Annotated in this window: 10 protein-coding genes; 7 read left to right on the top strand and 3 right to left on the bottom strand. The window is 58.3% G+C overall.

Annotated features, from left to right (window positions below):
* Positions 1 to 33 precede the first annotated feature (33 nt).
* The 3 genes from VFO93_RS03320 to VFO93_RS03310 all read right to left on the bottom strand — a co-directional run bounded on the left by VFO93_RS03320 (position 34) and on the right by VFO93_RS03310 (position 3,319).
* The gene (locus VFO93_RS03320) at positions 34 to 1,296 is read right to left on the bottom strand and encodes a zinc dependent phospholipase C family protein (RefSeq protein WP_325132895.1); all 1,263 of its coding nucleotides are present in this window, start codon (positions 1,294 to 1,296) and stop codon (positions 34 to 36) included.
* 101 nt (positions 1,297 to 1,397) lie between these two features.
* Positions 1,398 to 2,507, bottom strand: a complete 1,110-nt coding sequence (locus VFO93_RS03315; RefSeq protein ID WP_325132894.1) for a CoA transferase — start codon at positions 2,505 to 2,507, stop codon at positions 1,398 to 1,400.
* 68 nt (positions 2,508 to 2,575) lie between these two features.
* The gene (locus VFO93_RS03310; RefSeq protein WP_325132893.1) at positions 2,576 to 3,319 is read right to left on the bottom strand and encodes a class I SAM-dependent methyltransferase; all 744 of its coding nucleotides are present in this window, start codon (positions 3,317 to 3,319) and stop codon (positions 2,576 to 2,578) included.
* A gap of 244 nt (positions 3,320 to 3,563) precedes the next feature.
* Here VFO93_RS03310 and VFO93_RS03305 point away from each other — a divergent pair, with 244 nt between their 5' ends.
* The 7 genes from VFO93_RS03305 to VFO93_RS03275 all read left to right on the top strand — a co-directional run bounded on the left by VFO93_RS03305 (position 3,564) and on the right by VFO93_RS03275 (position 14,185).
* On the top strand, positions 3,564 to 5,195 hold the full coding sequence (locus tag VFO93_RS03305) for a DEAD/DEAH box helicase (protein ID WP_325132896.1): 1,632 nt from the start codon (positions 3,564 to 3,566) through the stop codon (positions 5,193 to 5,195).
* A 483-nt stretch (positions 5,196 to 5,678) separates the two neighbouring features.
* On the top strand, positions 5,679 to 8,732 hold the full coding sequence (locus VFO93_RS03300; RefSeq protein WP_325132892.1) for a M16 family metallopeptidase: 3,054 nt from the start codon (positions 5,679 to 5,681) through the stop codon (positions 8,730 to 8,732).
* A gap of 215 nt (positions 8,733 to 8,947) precedes the next feature.
* Positions 8,948 to 10,213, top strand: a complete 1,266-nt coding sequence (icd, locus tag VFO93_RS03295; protein ID WP_325132891.1) for an NADP-dependent isocitrate dehydrogenase — start codon at positions 8,948 to 8,950, stop codon at positions 10,211 to 10,213.
* Between the two features lie 88 nt (positions 10,214 to 10,301).
* Positions 10,302 to 11,792, top strand: coding sequence for a P-loop ATPase, Sll1717 family (locus tag VFO93_RS03290; protein ID WP_325132890.1), 1,491 nt, complete (start codon positions 10,302 to 10,304; stop codon positions 11,790 to 11,792).
* Between the two features lie 253 nt (positions 11,793 to 12,045).
* Positions 12,046 to 12,309 (top strand): hypothetical protein, encoded by a 264-nt coding sequence (locus VFO93_RS03285; protein WP_325132889.1) that lies wholly within the window; start codon positions 12,046 to 12,048, stop codon positions 12,307 to 12,309.
* Complete coding sequence (locus VFO93_RS03280; RefSeq protein WP_325132888.1) at positions 12,290 to 12,694, top strand: type II toxin-antitoxin system VapC family toxin; 405 nt, start codon at positions 12,290 to 12,292, stop codon at positions 12,692 to 12,694. The genes VFO93_RS03285 and VFO93_RS03280 overlap by 20 nt, the downstream gene beginning before the upstream one ends.
* A 258-nt stretch (positions 12,695 to 12,952) precedes the next feature.
* Positions 12,953 to 14,185 carry an NADP-dependent isocitrate dehydrogenase gene (locus tag VFO93_RS03275; RefSeq protein WP_325132887.1) on the top strand — a complete coding sequence of 411 codons (1,233 nt, stop codon included), beginning with the start codon at positions 12,953 to 12,955 and terminating at the stop codon, positions 14,183 to 14,185.
* Positions 14,186 to 14,306 lie beyond the last annotated feature (121 nt).

Genomic DNA, 14,306 nt, shown 5'->3' with positions numbered 1-14,306 from the left:
TTGCGTCTCTACACCGCTCAGCGATTTGCCTACTCACTTCAGCGCGCGCAGGCGCTCCAGCGCGGCCAGGGTTTCCTGGCGCTTCTCTTTTTCCTTTTCCTCTTTGTCGAGCGGCCCCTTTGGCGCGTTGCTGAAAAAGGTCAGGATGTCCTGCCGCATCACGGGCGTGGTGTTTTTGAAGTCGTTTTTGGCCAGCTCGCGCACCCACTCGCCATAGGTATGGTCGGCGAGCGGGTACTCGCCCAGCTTGGTAGTGTGGCCGGTGTCGAAGTCCACGTTGGGCAGCGGCGGGGCCTGGCCCACGGTGCCGTTGAGCTTGCTCAGCAGCTGCGCGTAGCTCACGATGGTTTCGCGGAAGCTCTGGCTGAAAATGCGCTGCGCCTCGGGCGTGGGCGCGATGAATTTCAAAGACTTGAGCTTGCCAACTTTCGGAATAATCTGGATAACCCCGGCCAGGATGCGCGCCCCGAAGCCCGGCCGCTCGTAGTTGCTGCCGTACTGCGCCTCAAACTTGCTTTTGCTTTCCTTATAAATGTAGTCGCGGCGGCGAATGCGGCGGTTTACCCGGCGCAGCTCGTGGCGGTTGGCGCGCCAGGCAGCGCGGCTGGCCAGCGGTATCAGGTTGCGCACCGCAAAGCGGTACGAGCCGATGGCCAGGCCCGTGCTCATCACTATCTGCTTTAATTCCAGGCCGTAGGTTTGGGCAAAGGCGCGCTCCAGCAGGTCTTCGCTCACCTTGAAACCGATGAAATCGTGGTAGGCCGCCGAGCGGTAGCGCCCCGCCGCCAGCTGCGTCACGTCGAAGGCAAACTCGGTACGGCCGTGGGCCACGGGGTCTTGCTCGTAGGTCACGACCGGGCCGTACTTCTTTTTCAGCTCTGGAAACAGCAGCGGCACCGATTTATTAATGCCCACCTCGTGCCCGTAGATGTCGGCCGCGTAGTGCGCCAGCGCGCCCAGCGCAAAGGCGTACTCGTTGCGGTCTTTGGCCTGCTTGAGCAGGTTTTCCACAAAATCGCCCGAGCGCACGTAGTGCGCCAGGTCGGTAAACAGGTGGGAGCCAAACGGGTAGTAGCCCATATCCTGCATAATGGAGCCGCCGTAGGCGTAGGCCTTGGCCTCGCGCAGCTCGTCGGGCGTGCCGCCCGGAAAGCGCCGCTCCAGCGTGGGCCGCATGTAGGGCGTCCAGCACGAGTCAATATTGGCCTGGTGGCTAAGCACCGAATAAGCCTGCGCCGGCCGGGCCAGCAGCAGTAAGCCCAGCAGCGCCCCAAATAAAAAGCGTAGTAGTAGCACGGAAGTGAAAGAATAGAAGTATAGCAAACCCCAACGGGGAAGGCTAGGTTGGCGTTACTTTCCTACTCTACCGTGGCGTTAGTCCAACTACCAAACGCCCGCTACCGCTGCTCGGGCGGCGCGCCCAGCCCCGCCGCCACCGGCCACGCCGAGCTGCGAAACGCCACCGTGCGCAGCCCCGCGCCCGGAAACGGCGGCTGCGGCGGCAGCAGCATCGCCTGGGCCAGGTCGGTGCTCAGCGCCTCGCCCACCGAGCGCACCGCGCCGGCCGGCACGCCCAGCCGCGCCAACTCGTGCAGCAAGGCCCAGCCATTCAGCTCCGCGATGCGGACGAGGAGCAGCTCTTCGAGCGCGGCGCGGTGCCGCACCCGCGCCGGGTTGGTGCCGAAGCGCGGCTCGTCGGCCCAGCGCGGGCGTTGCAGCACCTCGCAAAGCGTGCGAAACTGCGCATCGGTGCCCACGGCCAGCACCAGGCGCTGGCCATCGGCGGCGCGGTACACCGTGCCGTAGGGCACGATGCCGGGGTGGCCCGAGCCCAGCGGCACGGGGTCGTGGCCAGTGGTGAGCCAGGTAGCGCCCTGGTTAGCCAAGGAGGCTAAGGCGCTGTCCCACAAGCTCACCTCGATAAGACAGCCCTGCCCGGTTTTCTCCCGCTGGTATAAGGCCGTGAGGATTCCTTCTTTCAATTGGTGCGCGGCAAAAAGGTCGATAAATGCTACTGGCATTTTCTGCGGCGGGTCGTGCGGACTGGCGGCGTTGAGGTGCATAAAGCCGGCCTCGGCCTGCAACACGGCATCGTAGCCCACGCGGTTGTAGCCCGGCCCGTAGCCCGTGAGGTGCGCGTAGATGAGGCGCGGATTCTGAGCGGCCAAGGCCTCGTAGGCCACGCCGAGCTTGGCCGCGTCGCCGGGCTTGTAGCTGGTCAGGATAATGTCGGCCGCAGCGGCCAAGCCTTGAATCTCAACTTGGGCGGCGGGCTGGCGCAGGTCGAGCGTCAGCGCCTGCTTGCCCCAGTTGGAGGCCGAAAAGTAGGCCGACACGCTGCTATCGGGGTCGTCGCCGGCCACGCGCCAGGTGCGCGTGACGTCACCGGCGGGCGGCTCTATCTTGAGCACATCTGCGCCCAGCTCGGCAAAAAACTGGCCCACCTGCGGGCCAGCCAGCACGGAGGCGAGTTCGAGCACGCGGAGGCCGGCGAAGGGGAGTTGCATGTAGGGTAAGCTTTAGCTTGCCGGCAATTGGCCCGGCAACGTACTGAATTACGCCAGCAAGCTAAAGCTTACTTTACAATTCCCGCCCGCGTAAACACCGGAAACACCACCTCGCGCTCGCCATCGCCCCACAGCCGCGTCAGCTCCCCGGCCACCTGCGCCACCACGTCGGCCCCGTCGTGCTGCTTGCTGTAGTTCGCCACCGCCGACCACGTGCGCAGGTAGTCCAGAAACCACGCGGCCGACCACTGCCGCCGCACCGCAAACCGCGCCCGCCGCACCCGCGCAAACGGGAATGGCAGCCGCGCGTACTCGTCAAGCACGTGCCAGCGGTTGGAGTCCCAATACGGACCAACTGTTTCATTGTGAAAATGTAAAATCCAGGCATCGAGCGCCGCGTCGCCGGTTTGCACCAGGTTGTAGCCCCACTCGGCCAGCACGGTGCCGGGGCCGGCCACGCGGCGTACCTCGGCGTGGTAGGCCGCCTGGTCAAACCAATGCACGGCCTGCGCCACGGTTATCAGGTCGAAATGCTCGTCGGGGAAGGGCGTGCGTTCGGCCGTGGCCACGCGGTAGCGCACGTTGGGCAGCGGCGGTGCTTCGGCTAATTGCTTTTCGCTGAGGTCAGTAGCCTCTACCTCGCGAAACGATTGGGCCAGCACGGCAGCCACCTGGCCGTTGCCAGTAGCGCAGTCCCAGGCGCGCAGGTAGTTGGCTACCTGGGGCAAAAGCCAGGCGTAGAGCTCGGGCGGGTAGTCGATGCGGTAGCGCGCGTAGTGCGCGGCCTGGGCGGAAAAGCGGTCGAGGGCCATAGGATGTGCGGTAAGCTTTAGCTTGCCGTGTAAGGTAAGCGCCCCGCCCCCAATCTTATCCGGCAAGCTAAAGCTTACCGCACAAAAGCCAGGCACTTATTCAGCTTACCTTTGTTTTAAATCAAGCGGTTTGCTGGCCCAGGAAATACAAGGTCAGCACGTAATTTCTCACACTTACCAAGCTGTCCCTTTGACGTTCCACGAATTTAATCTCCACGACGACCTGCTGGCCGGCGTGGACGCCATGAACTACCTCAACGCCACGCCCATTCAGGAGCAGGCGATTCCGAAAATCCTGGAGGGCAAAGACCTCATTGCCTGCGCCCAGACCGGCACCGGTAAAACGGCCGCCTACCTCGTGCCGCTGCTCGACCGCATTTCGCACGCCAAGCACGGCACTACCTCCACCCTCATCCTGGTGCCCACCCGCGAGCTGGCCACCCAGATAGACGAGCAGATTACGGGCTTCGGCTACTTCGTAGAAGCCTCGTCCATTGCGCTTTACGGGGGCGGCAAAAGCGAAAACTGGGAGCAGCAGAAGCGCGCCCTCACCAGCGGGGCCGACATTATCGTGGCCACGCCGGGCCGCCTCATCGCCCATATGCAGCTCGGCTACGTCAAGTTTGAGGACTTGAAATACCTGGTGCTCGACGAGGCCGACAAGATGATGGACATGGGCTTTTCGGACGATATCCTGAACATCGTGCGCCAGCTGCCCAAGCAGCGGCAGACGCTGCTGTTCTCGGCCACCATGCCCAGCAAAATCCGCGACTTCTCGCAGCAGATTCTGAACCAGCCCGATGAAATCCGGCTGGCCGTGAGCAAGCCCGCCGCTGGCATCAACCAGCAGTTTTACATGACCTTCGACCACCAGAAGCTGCCCGTGCTGGAGCACCTTATCAAAGCGCAGGACGTGCAGAGCATGGTGCTGTTTACCAGCAAGAAATCGGCCGTGGTGGGCATCGTGCGCTCGCTCAACAAGCTCGGCTTTCCGGCCCAGGGCATCAGCTCGGACCGCACCCAGGAAGAGCGTGAGGAAACCATGCGCGCCTTCAAAAACAAGCAGTTTCCCATCCTCGTCGCCACCGACGTGGTGAGCCGGGGCATCGACATCGACTCGCTGAGCCACGTGGTGAACTTCGACGTGCCCCGCGCCGCCGAGGATTATGTGCACCGCATCGGCCGCACGGCGCGGGCGGCTACTACCGGCACGGCCATCACCTTCATCGCCGACCAGGACCAGGACCGCATCGTTAAAATCGAGAAGCTCATCGAGCGCGAAATTGAGAAGCAGGCCATTACCGAAGCCCTCGGCTACGGCCCCGCGCCCGAGTTTGACCCCAAGCGCTTTAGCGGCCTGGGCGGCAAAGGCCGCAGCGGCGGTTCGGGTGGTGGCCGCGACCGCGGCCCCCGCCGCGAAGGCGCAGGCAGCACCGACCGGAGCCCGCGCCCGCCCCGCGCCGAAGGCGACCGCCGCGACGGTGGCCGGGGCGGCCGCGACCGTGGCCCCCGCCGCGACGGCGACGCCAAAAACGACCCGCAGCGCGCCGAGCGCCTAGCTCAGGCCGCTGCCCGCCTCGCGGCCATCGACGCCGGCCAGGCTCCGGTAGCGCCCTACGTGGCCCCGCCGCGCGAAGGCCGCTCCCCACGCCCCGAGGGCGAAGCCGCCCGCCCGCCGCGCACCCCACGCCCGCCCCGCGAGCCGCGCCCCGAAGGCGAAACCACCGCCCCGCGCGAGCCCCGCGCAGAAGGTGAGAACGGCGAAAAAACGGAAGGCCAGCGCCGCCGCAAGCGCGGCGGTCGCAACCGCGGCGGCCGTGGCCCCCGCCCGGCTGAGGGCGGCAGCGCTCCGGCGGCGGAGCCCAGCACAGAGTAAGGTGTTTAGCTAAAAGAAAGCCCGGCCAAAGCAACTTTGGCCGGGCTTTTTGCTACTATTGGCAAGAACGCTTTGCAGATTTAGTAAGGTCATCGCGTAGGGCGGGTCTAGAGACGCATCCTTGTGTCTCGGCGTTGCTAATCCCGCCTGACGGGAGACGCAAGGAGGCGTCTCTACATTCAACCAGCCAAAATGCTGCGTAGGTGCATGAGCTTGGACGGGCTAGTAGCCCGCGCCGCGCCACCAAGGCTATTACTCAAAAAAGGGTGTAAAATAACGGCTTTTGCTGACATGAGCGCCGAGTGCGCATATCCGACCACAGGAGCCCTATTCCACAATTATTTGTTTCCCAAAACAATACCTCGTTAAGTACGGCCTAAATCCCGTAGTATACAAGGAAATTTTTTGTTTTTTATTCCCCCCGCAAATTTCTACCTTTGTGCCCCTATCGGAAATTTTGCTTGCCCGCTGCCCAGATTAATTGTGAATAAATCGTCGCTGTTGCTGCTCCCGGCCCTGGCTGCCCTGGGCCTCACTACCCAATGCCAGTCGAGCAAGCCCGCCGCGACGGCCACCACTACCGCCCCCGCCGCCAGCCCGGTAGCCGCCCCCAAAGAGTACCGCTACACCACCGCGCCCAACGACCCGCTCGGCGTGCGCGTGTACAAGCTTGACAACGGCCTGACGGTCTATCTATCTGATTACAAGAACGCGCCGCGCATCCAAACCTACATCGCGGTGCGCGCCGGCTCCAAAAATGACCCCGCCACGGCCACCGGCCTGGCGCACTACCTGGAGCACATGGTGTTCAAGGGCACCTCGAAGCTGGGCACCAAGGACTGGGGCAAAGAGCAGGTCGAGCTCAATAAGATAGAGGCGCTGTACGAGACGTACCGCAGCCAGCGCAACGACCCGGCGGCGCGCAAGCGGACGTACCACCAGATTGACTCGATTTCGGGGGTGGCGGCGCGCTACGCGGTGCCCAACGAGTACGATAAGCTGATGGGCAGCATCGGCTCGAAAAACTCTAACGCGCACACCTCCAATGAGGAAACGGTGTACCAGGAGGATATTCCGAGCAACCAATTGGAGAAATGGTCGGCGGTGCAGGCCGAGCGCTTCAAGGAGATGGTGCCGCGCCTGTTTCACACCGAGCTGGAGGCCGTGTACGAAGAGAAAAACCGGGGGCTGGACTCCGATTTCAACAAGGAGTTTGAGGCGCTGAACGCGAGCCTCTACCCTACCCACCCCTACGGGACCCAGACGACCATCGGCACGGTTGAGCACTTGCAAAATCCGTCGATAACCGAGATTAAGAAATACTTCACGCAGTACTACGTGCCCAACAACGTGGCGCTGTGCCTCAGCGGTGATTTGGACTACGACCAGACCATCCGGTTGATTGACAAGTACTTTGGCGACTGGCAGCAGAAGCCGGTGCCCGCCTTCAACGTGCCGACGGAGCAGCCCATTACGGCGCCCATCGTGAAGGAAGTAGTGGGGCCGCAGTCGGAAAACGTGATGCTGGGCTACCGCCTCGGCGGCAAGGCCACCCGCGACGGCCTGCGCCTGCGGATGCTCGACAAAATCCTGACCAACGGGCAGGCCGGCCTCTTCGACCTCGACCTGAACCAGCAACAGAAAGTACTGCAAGCGCAGACCTTCGCCGACGCCAACGACGACTACTCGACGCACGTGCTCTACGGCACGCCGCGCCAGGGCCAGAGCCTGGAGGAGGTGAAGGCGCTGATGCTGGCCGAGGTGGAAAAAGTCAAAAAAGGCGACTTCCCCGACTGGCTGATTCCGGCCATCGTGAACAACGAGACGCTGAGCCGCACCAAGAGCTACGAAAGCAACGAGGCCCGCGCTTCGGCCATGTACGAGGCGTTTATCGAGCGCGTGAGCTGGGCCGACTACGTGAAGCAGAACGCGGATTTTGGCACCATCACGAAGGCCGAAATCGTGCAGTTTGCCAAGGAGCACTACGGCCCCAACTACGTGGCCGTGTACAAGCGCACCGGCAAAGACCCCAATACGGTGAAGGTGGTAAAGCCCGCCATCACGCCGGTGCCGGCCAACCGCGACGCGGCCTCGGCCTACTACACCGAGGTGAGTAAGCTGCCGAGCACCGAGTTGCAGCCGGTTTTCGTTGATTATAAGAAAGATATCCAGACGGCGAACATCAAGCCGGGCCTGCCGTTGTACTACACCAAGAACAGCGAAAACGGTTTGTTTAGCCTGTTCTACGCCATCGACCTGGGCACCAACAACCTGCCGCTGCTCGACGTAGCCACCGATTATTTGCAGTACCTGGGCACCGGGCAATATTCGGCGGCACAGCTGCAACAGGAGTTTTACAAGCTGGGCTGCTCGTTTGCGGTCAGCAGCAGCCAAGACCGGGTGCTCATCAGCCTCAGCGGGCTCGATAGCAACCTGGAGCCGGCGCTGAAGCTGTTTGAGCAACTACTCAACAACCCGCGCCCCGACGCGGCGGCCCTCAAAAACCAGGTGGCCGGCATCCTGAAGCAGCGCCAGGACGCTAAGCTCAACAAGGGCGTGATTCTGAACCAGGCCATGCTGAACTACGCGAAGTATGGCCCGCGCAACCCGTTTACCAACATCGTCCCCGAGGCGCAGCTGAAAGCCCTGAAACCCGAGCAACTGACGGCGCTGCTGAAATCGCTGCCCACGTATGAGCACCGCGTGCTGTACTATGGGCCGCGCGCGATGCGAGGTATGAAGAAGGCTGACGATGAAGCAACTACCAAGCAGATTGGTGCAGATGCAAAATCGGAAGAATGGGGCGCTAAAATGGATATTACTGATGTAATCAGAACGATTCACAAAACGCCCGCTACCCTCAAGCCCGACCCGGCCGCCAAGGACTTTGTCGAGCAGCCGCTGAACCAGAAAAAGGTGTACTGGGTGAATTACAACATGGTGCAGGCCGAAATCCTGTTCCTGACCAAGGGCGACGTGTACAGCAAGGCGCTGGCCCCCACGGTGGCGCTCTACAACGAGTACTTCGGCGGCGGCATGGGCAGCATCGTGTTTCAGGACCTGCGCGAGAGCAAGGCGCTGGCTTACTCGGCCATGTCGCGCTACGCCAACGCCGACAAAACCGGCCGCTCAAACTACATCCTCAGCTACATCGGCACACAGAGCGACAAGCTGCCCGAGGCCATGAGCGGCATGGAAGCCCTCCTCACCGACATGCCTCTGGCCGATGCTAACCTGGTGATTGCCAAGCAAAGCATCCGCAATAGCATCGCCACCGACCGCATCACCCACGAGGCCGTGCTACTCAGCTATGAGCGCGCCCGCCGCCTCGGCCTCGACTACGACCTGCGCCGCGACGTGTATGAACAAACGCAAAACATGACGTTTGGCGAGCTCCAGAAATTTCAGCAAGCCAAGATTAAGGGCCAAAACCAGGTGATTCTGGTTATCGGCTCGAAGGACCGGCTAAATTTCAAGGAACTGGCAAAGTATGGCGAGGTGCAGCAGCTGACATTGAAAGAAATATTTGGCTATTAAAACCTAACGCGGGAACCTCACCCCCCGGCCCCCTCTCCAAAAAAGGGGAGCCGACCGCAAACCGACGTAAGCACACGTTGAACAGGCGTCAGGCTCCCCCTCTTTTTTGGAGAGGGGGCCGGGGGGTGAGGTTCCCCCGCCCGACGGGCACCCAACAAAGACTACCCCTCTTCCCACCCCCTCCACCTGACTAAATCAGAATAACTTATTTCCTCATGGCAGAGCAGAAAATCACCATCAAAAATGGTAAGCTCAACGTTCCCGACCAACCCACTATTCCCTTTATCGAAGGCGACGGCACCGGGCCGGATATCTGGCGCGCTTCGCAGCGCGTGTTCGACGCGGCGGTAGAAAAAGCCTACGGCGGCAAAAAGAAGCTGGTGTGGAAAGAAGTACTGGCCGGCGAAAAAGCTTACAAGCAGGTAAATAACTGGCTGCCCAACGATACCCTCGACGCCTTCCGCGACTACCTGGTGGGTATCAAAGGCCCGCTGACTACGCCCGTGGGCGGCGGCATCCGCTCGCTCAACGTGGCCCTGCGCCAAGAGCTGGACCTGTACGCCTGCGTGCGCCCGGTGCGCTACTTCGAGGGCGTGCCCTCGCCGGTGAAGCACCCCGAGCTGACGGACATGGTGATTTTCCGCGAGAATACGGAGGACATCTACGCCGGCATCGAGTACATGAACGGCACGCCGCAGGCCCAGAAAATGCTGGAATTCCTGCAAGACGAGATGGGCGTGAAGAAAATCCGCTTCCCCGATTCGTCGTCGTTCGGCATCAAGCCGGTGTCGAAGGAAGGCACCGAGCGCCTGGTGCGCGCCGCCATCAAGTACGCCCTGGAGCACAAGCTGCCCTCGGTGACGCTCGTGCACAAGGGTAACATCATGAAGTTCACCGAAGGCGCGTTCAAGACCTGGGGCTACGAGCTGGCCGAGAAGGAGTTTGGCAGCAAGGTGTACACCTGGGCGCAGTACGATAAGGTAGTGGCCAAACAGGGCCAGCAGGTGGCCGATGCACTGCTGAAGCAGGCGCAGGAGCAGGGCAAGCTCATCATCAAGGACAGCATCGCCGATGCCTTCCTGCAACAGATTTTGCTGCGCCCGGCCGAGTACTCGGTTATCGCTACCCTCAACCTGAACGGCGACTACATCTCCGACGCGCTCGCGGCCATCGTGGGCGGCATCGGCATCGCGCCGGGGGCCAACATCAACTACCTCACCGGCCACGCCATCTTCGAGGCGACCCACGGCACCGCGCCCAAGTACGCCAACCAGGACAAGGTGAACCCCGGCTCGGTTATCCTCTCGGGCGTGATGATGCTGGAGTACCTGGGCTGGAAAGAAGCCGCCGCCCTCATCACCAAGGGCCTCGAAGCGGCCATCCAGAGCAAGCACGTCACCTACGACTTCGAGCGCCTGATGGACGGCGCTACCCTGTTGAAGACGAGCGAGTTTGGCGAGGAGATTGTGAAGAATATGTAGTAGCTTGGCGGTTGCTAAGTAGCGCACCCCCGTGTTGGCTCTGGCTGGCGCGGGGGTTTTGTTTGCACAGTATAATCTTTAAAATCGTATGAATATCTCACAAAAAACCTCAATCTTGAACAATCTTGAATTAGGTTCAATAATTGCTGAGCAGGATGAATTACTGACACAGTGCTTTGTAACACACCCTGTTCTAAATGAATTTTTATTAGATAGAAAGGATTTGATTTTAGGCAGTAAAGGTGCCGGCAAATCTGCTTTATGGAAGGAAGTAAGAGATAATCAAAACAAATATCATTCTATCAATAATGTTCAACTGGTTTTGGCTACGAACCACACGGGCGACCCCGAATTTAGAGAAGTATTTAAAGACCTTTCTTCACAAGCATTTCCTACTGCTGACCAATTGAGGGTTGCTTGGAAAATATATTTAATTGCGTTGTTTTTTAAAAGTGCGAAGGAGAGGCTTACAAACGATGAAAACATCATAAAATTTGAAAAAAAACTACGCAAGCATGACATACTTTACAGCCACCCTAATAATCTAAGAAAGTTACTTGATTTTGCCATAAATAAAGCTAGGCATTTTAACAAGGTCGAAGTTAAAGTAGATAGTTTAGGTGTTGAGTTTAACGCTCCTGACAATCCGAATAAAGCGGCAAATACTACAACTATAGTAATACCATTTAACGAATTATTCACTGAACTAAGTAGCATAATCGAACTATACCAGTTCAGAATATGGATAATACTAGATAGATTAGATGAAATTGTGCTGGGTGACGAGGACAGAGAAAATACTATTCTGAAAGGATTGCTACTAGCTTACCGAGATATTTCAGACCATAAAATTTTAAGAACAAAAATCTTTTTACGAGATGATGTTTACTTAAGAGTTACAGATACAGGGCATTTTCCGGCTCTTTCACATATCAATAGCAGAGCAAGCAATCCTATTTCATGGGAAAACAGTGATTTGCTTGAACTATTTGTTAAACGATTATTGACAAATTCTGAAATAGTGAAAATAGTTCATGTAGATAACAATACGCAAATAAACTCTGCCCAAAGAGAAGAGATATTTTACAAGCTTTTCCCCAGAAAGATTGACCGTGGCAGAGCAGCCGATGGGTTCAAATGGATATGTGACCGAATTGCTGATGGGAATCTAGTCGTCACCCCAAGAGATTTACTATCCGTTTTTGCTCAAGCAAAAGTTTTTCAAGTGAGACAGAATCAACGAGATAATGTTGAGCTAGCTGATAGTATTCTCTTTTCATCCGAAACCATCCGAAAGGCAGTAAAGGCCACTTCTACTTCAAACCTTGAAACCAGAATATATCCTGAATATCCCGACTTAAAGGAAAAAATAAAACTATTTGAAAGAGGCAAAGCTGACCATAATGAATCATCGCTTAGAGAGATATTGGGCAGTGATTGGCTTAATATTATAAAAAGACTGGAGAGAATCGGATTTATTTATAAGCGGAGTAAGAAAAACACAGAAATATGGACCATTCCATTTTTTTACAGCTTCGCACTTGACATCACTCGCGGTGCAAGCTTTAAGCTAGATTAATAACGATAATTAATGTGCACACATGTTCTATTTACTGATAGCTAAGCGCTAAGTGTGTCACTGTCGTAGTTTTCATTGCTAACAACGGGGCTATGGGCGCAAGTGGCTATTGGCGGCCAGCGTGACTTCTATTTGGAGGCATTAAGTAAATACTTGCTGGTAATGAGCGAGTTTACTCAAAAGACGAAGCCCGCCGCTACCCGAGCCGCCGGCCGAAACCTTTGTAACTTAGGGTAACTAAAAACACTGCGCTATGATAACCCTCGAAACTATTATTCAAGATATTCAACAGATATCGCCGCAACACTTGGAAGAAGTCGGCCAGCTAGTGCAGGCGCTGAAAGCCAAGGAAGAAGCCAATAAAAGGCTAGCCGAAGAAACCAGACGGATTTTGCAAGGCACCGACAACTTGCCGGACGAAGTATGGGATGATATTATGGCTTATCAGCGCCGGGTGCGGGCTGAGTTGTTCACCCGTCCTAATCCTTTTTTAGAAGATGAGCCCGACGCTACTTGATACCGATACGCTGTCGCTTCTGCTACGGCAGCAGCCCACCGTTGATAGCCGCGCCTATGAGTATATGCAGGTGCAGGGCGTCTTACAATTCAGCATTATCACTTACTACGAGTCGCTGAGCGGCTTGCTTTACCGCGACGCCCGGCAGCAACTGCGGCAGTTTCAGCAGCTAGTAGCTTTGCATGAGATTGTGCCGCTTACGACGGAGTCCGTTGCTATTTCGGCGCGGATTGAGGCCGACTTGCGTAGTCGGGGCCAAAGCATTGGTCCGACTGATACGCTGATTGCCGGCATCGCGCTGGCTAATAATCTGCAACTGGCTACTAACAACACCCGGCATTTCAGCCGTATCGAAGGGCTGCAACTGGTGAACTGGACGCAGTAGCGACTGGGCACCAAGGTTGCGCGTGGATAAGGAGCAGTTTTTTCGACGCCTAAAAGCTCCCTACTACCCCACCCCAACAGTAGCACTATTCCGCGCCAGCGGGCTATGCAAACGCTCACGTTTTTTACTTTCTTCAGAACAGGCGGCGGGCGGGGCCGGGCGGGCGGGCGGCGGGGCAGGTAGGGCCAGGGGCGTTGGTTGGCGCGGGGGTGCTAGCTTGCACCGCACAAGACTTGTTTTCATTTCCCCACCACGCTCATGAGCAAAATCAAGGTAGCCAATCCCGTCGTAGAACTGGACGGCGACGAGATGACCCGCATCATCTGGAAATTTATTAAGGATAAGCTGATTACGCCGTACCTGGAGCTTGATATCAAGTACTACGACCTCGGCATCGAGTACCGCGACCAAACCAACGACCAGGTTACCATCGACTCGGCCAACGCCATCAAGCAGTACGGCGTGGGCATCAAGTGCGCCACCATCACCCCCGACGAGGAGCGCGTGAAGGAGTTTGGCCTCAAGCAAATGTGGAAGTCGCCCAACGGTACCATCCGCAACATCTTGGATGGCACCGTGTTCCGCGAGCCCATCGTGATGAGCAACGTGCCCCGCCTGGTACCCAACTGGACGGCCCCCATCTGCATCGGCCGCCACGCCTTCGGCGACCAGTACCGCGCTACCGACTTCGTAACCAAGGGCAAGGGCAAGCTCACCATCAGCTTCCAGCCCGAAGACGGCGGCGAGGCGCAGTCGTTTGAGGTCTACAACTTTAAGGGCGACGGCGTGGCCCTGGCCATGTACAACACCGACGAAAGCATCCGGGGCTTTGCCCACGCCTGCTTCAACCAGGCCCTGATGAAGGGCTGGCCGCTGTACTTGAGCACCAAAAACACCATCCTGAAAAAGTACGATGGCCGCTTCAAGGACATCTTCCAGGAGATTTACGAGCAGGACTACCTCGAGAAATTCAAAGCGGCCGGCATCACCTACGAGCACCGCCTGATTGACGACATGGTAGCCTCGGCCTTGAAGTGGAACGGCAACTTTGTGTGGGCCTGCAAAAACTACGACGGCGACGTGCAGAGCGACACCGTAGCCCAGGGCTTTGGCTCGCTAGGTTTGATGACCTCGACGCTCGTGACGCCCGACGGCACCGTGATGGAGGCCGAAGCCGCCCACGGCACCGTGACGCGCCACTACCGCGACCACCAGAAAGGCAAGCCGACTTCGACCAACCCCATCGCCAGCATCTTCGCCTGGACGCGCGGCCTGGAGTTCCGCGGCAAGCTCGACGGCAACCAGGAGCTCATCGACTTCTGCCACGCGCTGGAGCAGGTGTGCATCGAAACCGTGGAAAGCGGCAAAATGACCAAAGACCTGGCCGTTTGCATCCACGGCAACAAGGTGGAGCACGGCCGCGACTACCTCCACACCGAGGAGTTTTTGGAGGCGCTCGACGAGAATCTGAAGAAGAAGCTGGGTAAGTAATTCCCATTTTCTACTGATTAGACAAGCCCACCTGGCCGCTGGCCGGGTGGGCTTTTTTTGTGTTAAAGCAGGCGCGGGGAACCTCACCCCCGGCCCCTCTCCAAAAAAGAGGGGAGCCTGA

Origin of the sequence: Hymenobacter sp., from assembly GCF_035709525.1 — a bacterium.
Taxonomy (GTDB): domain Bacteria; phylum Bacteroidota; class Bacteroidia; order Cytophagales; family Hymenobacteraceae; genus Hymenobacter.
Note: the sequence above shows the minus strand (reverse complement) of the source record. Positions and strands in the feature narration are given on the sequence as shown.

Excerpts from the sequence above, each read along its gene's own strand:
- VFO93_RS03315 (WP_325132894.1), bottom strand. The coding sequence starts at position 2,507 with ATGCAACTCCCCTTCGCCGGCCTCCGCGTGCTCGAACTCGCCTCCGTG.
- VFO93_RS03285 (WP_325132889.1), top strand. The coding sequence starts at position 12,046 with ATGATAACCCTCGAAACTATTATTCAAGATATTCAACAGATATCGCCG.
- VFO93_RS03310 (WP_325132893.1), bottom strand. The coding sequence starts at position 3,319 with ATGGCCCTCGACCGCTTTTCCGCCCAGGCCGCGCACTACGCGCGCTAC.
- VFO93_RS03290 (WP_325132890.1), top strand. The coding sequence starts at position 10,302 with ATGAATATCTCACAAAAAACCTCAATCTTGAACAATCTTGAATTAGGT.
- icd (WP_325132891.1), top strand. The coding sequence starts at position 8,948 with ATGGCAGAGCAGAAAATCACCATCAAAAATGGTAAGCTCAACGTTCCC.
- VFO93_RS03280 (WP_325132888.1), top strand. The coding sequence starts at position 12,290 with ATGAGCCCGACGCTACTTGATACCGATACGCTGTCGCTTCTGCTACGG.
- VFO93_RS03305 (WP_325132896.1), top strand. The coding sequence starts at position 3,564 with ATGAACTACCTCAACGCCACGCCCATTCAGGAGCAGGCGATTCCGAAA.
- VFO93_RS03275 (WP_325132887.1), top strand. The coding sequence starts at position 12,953 with ATGAGCAAAATCAAGGTAGCCAATCCCGTCGTAGAACTGGACGGCGAC.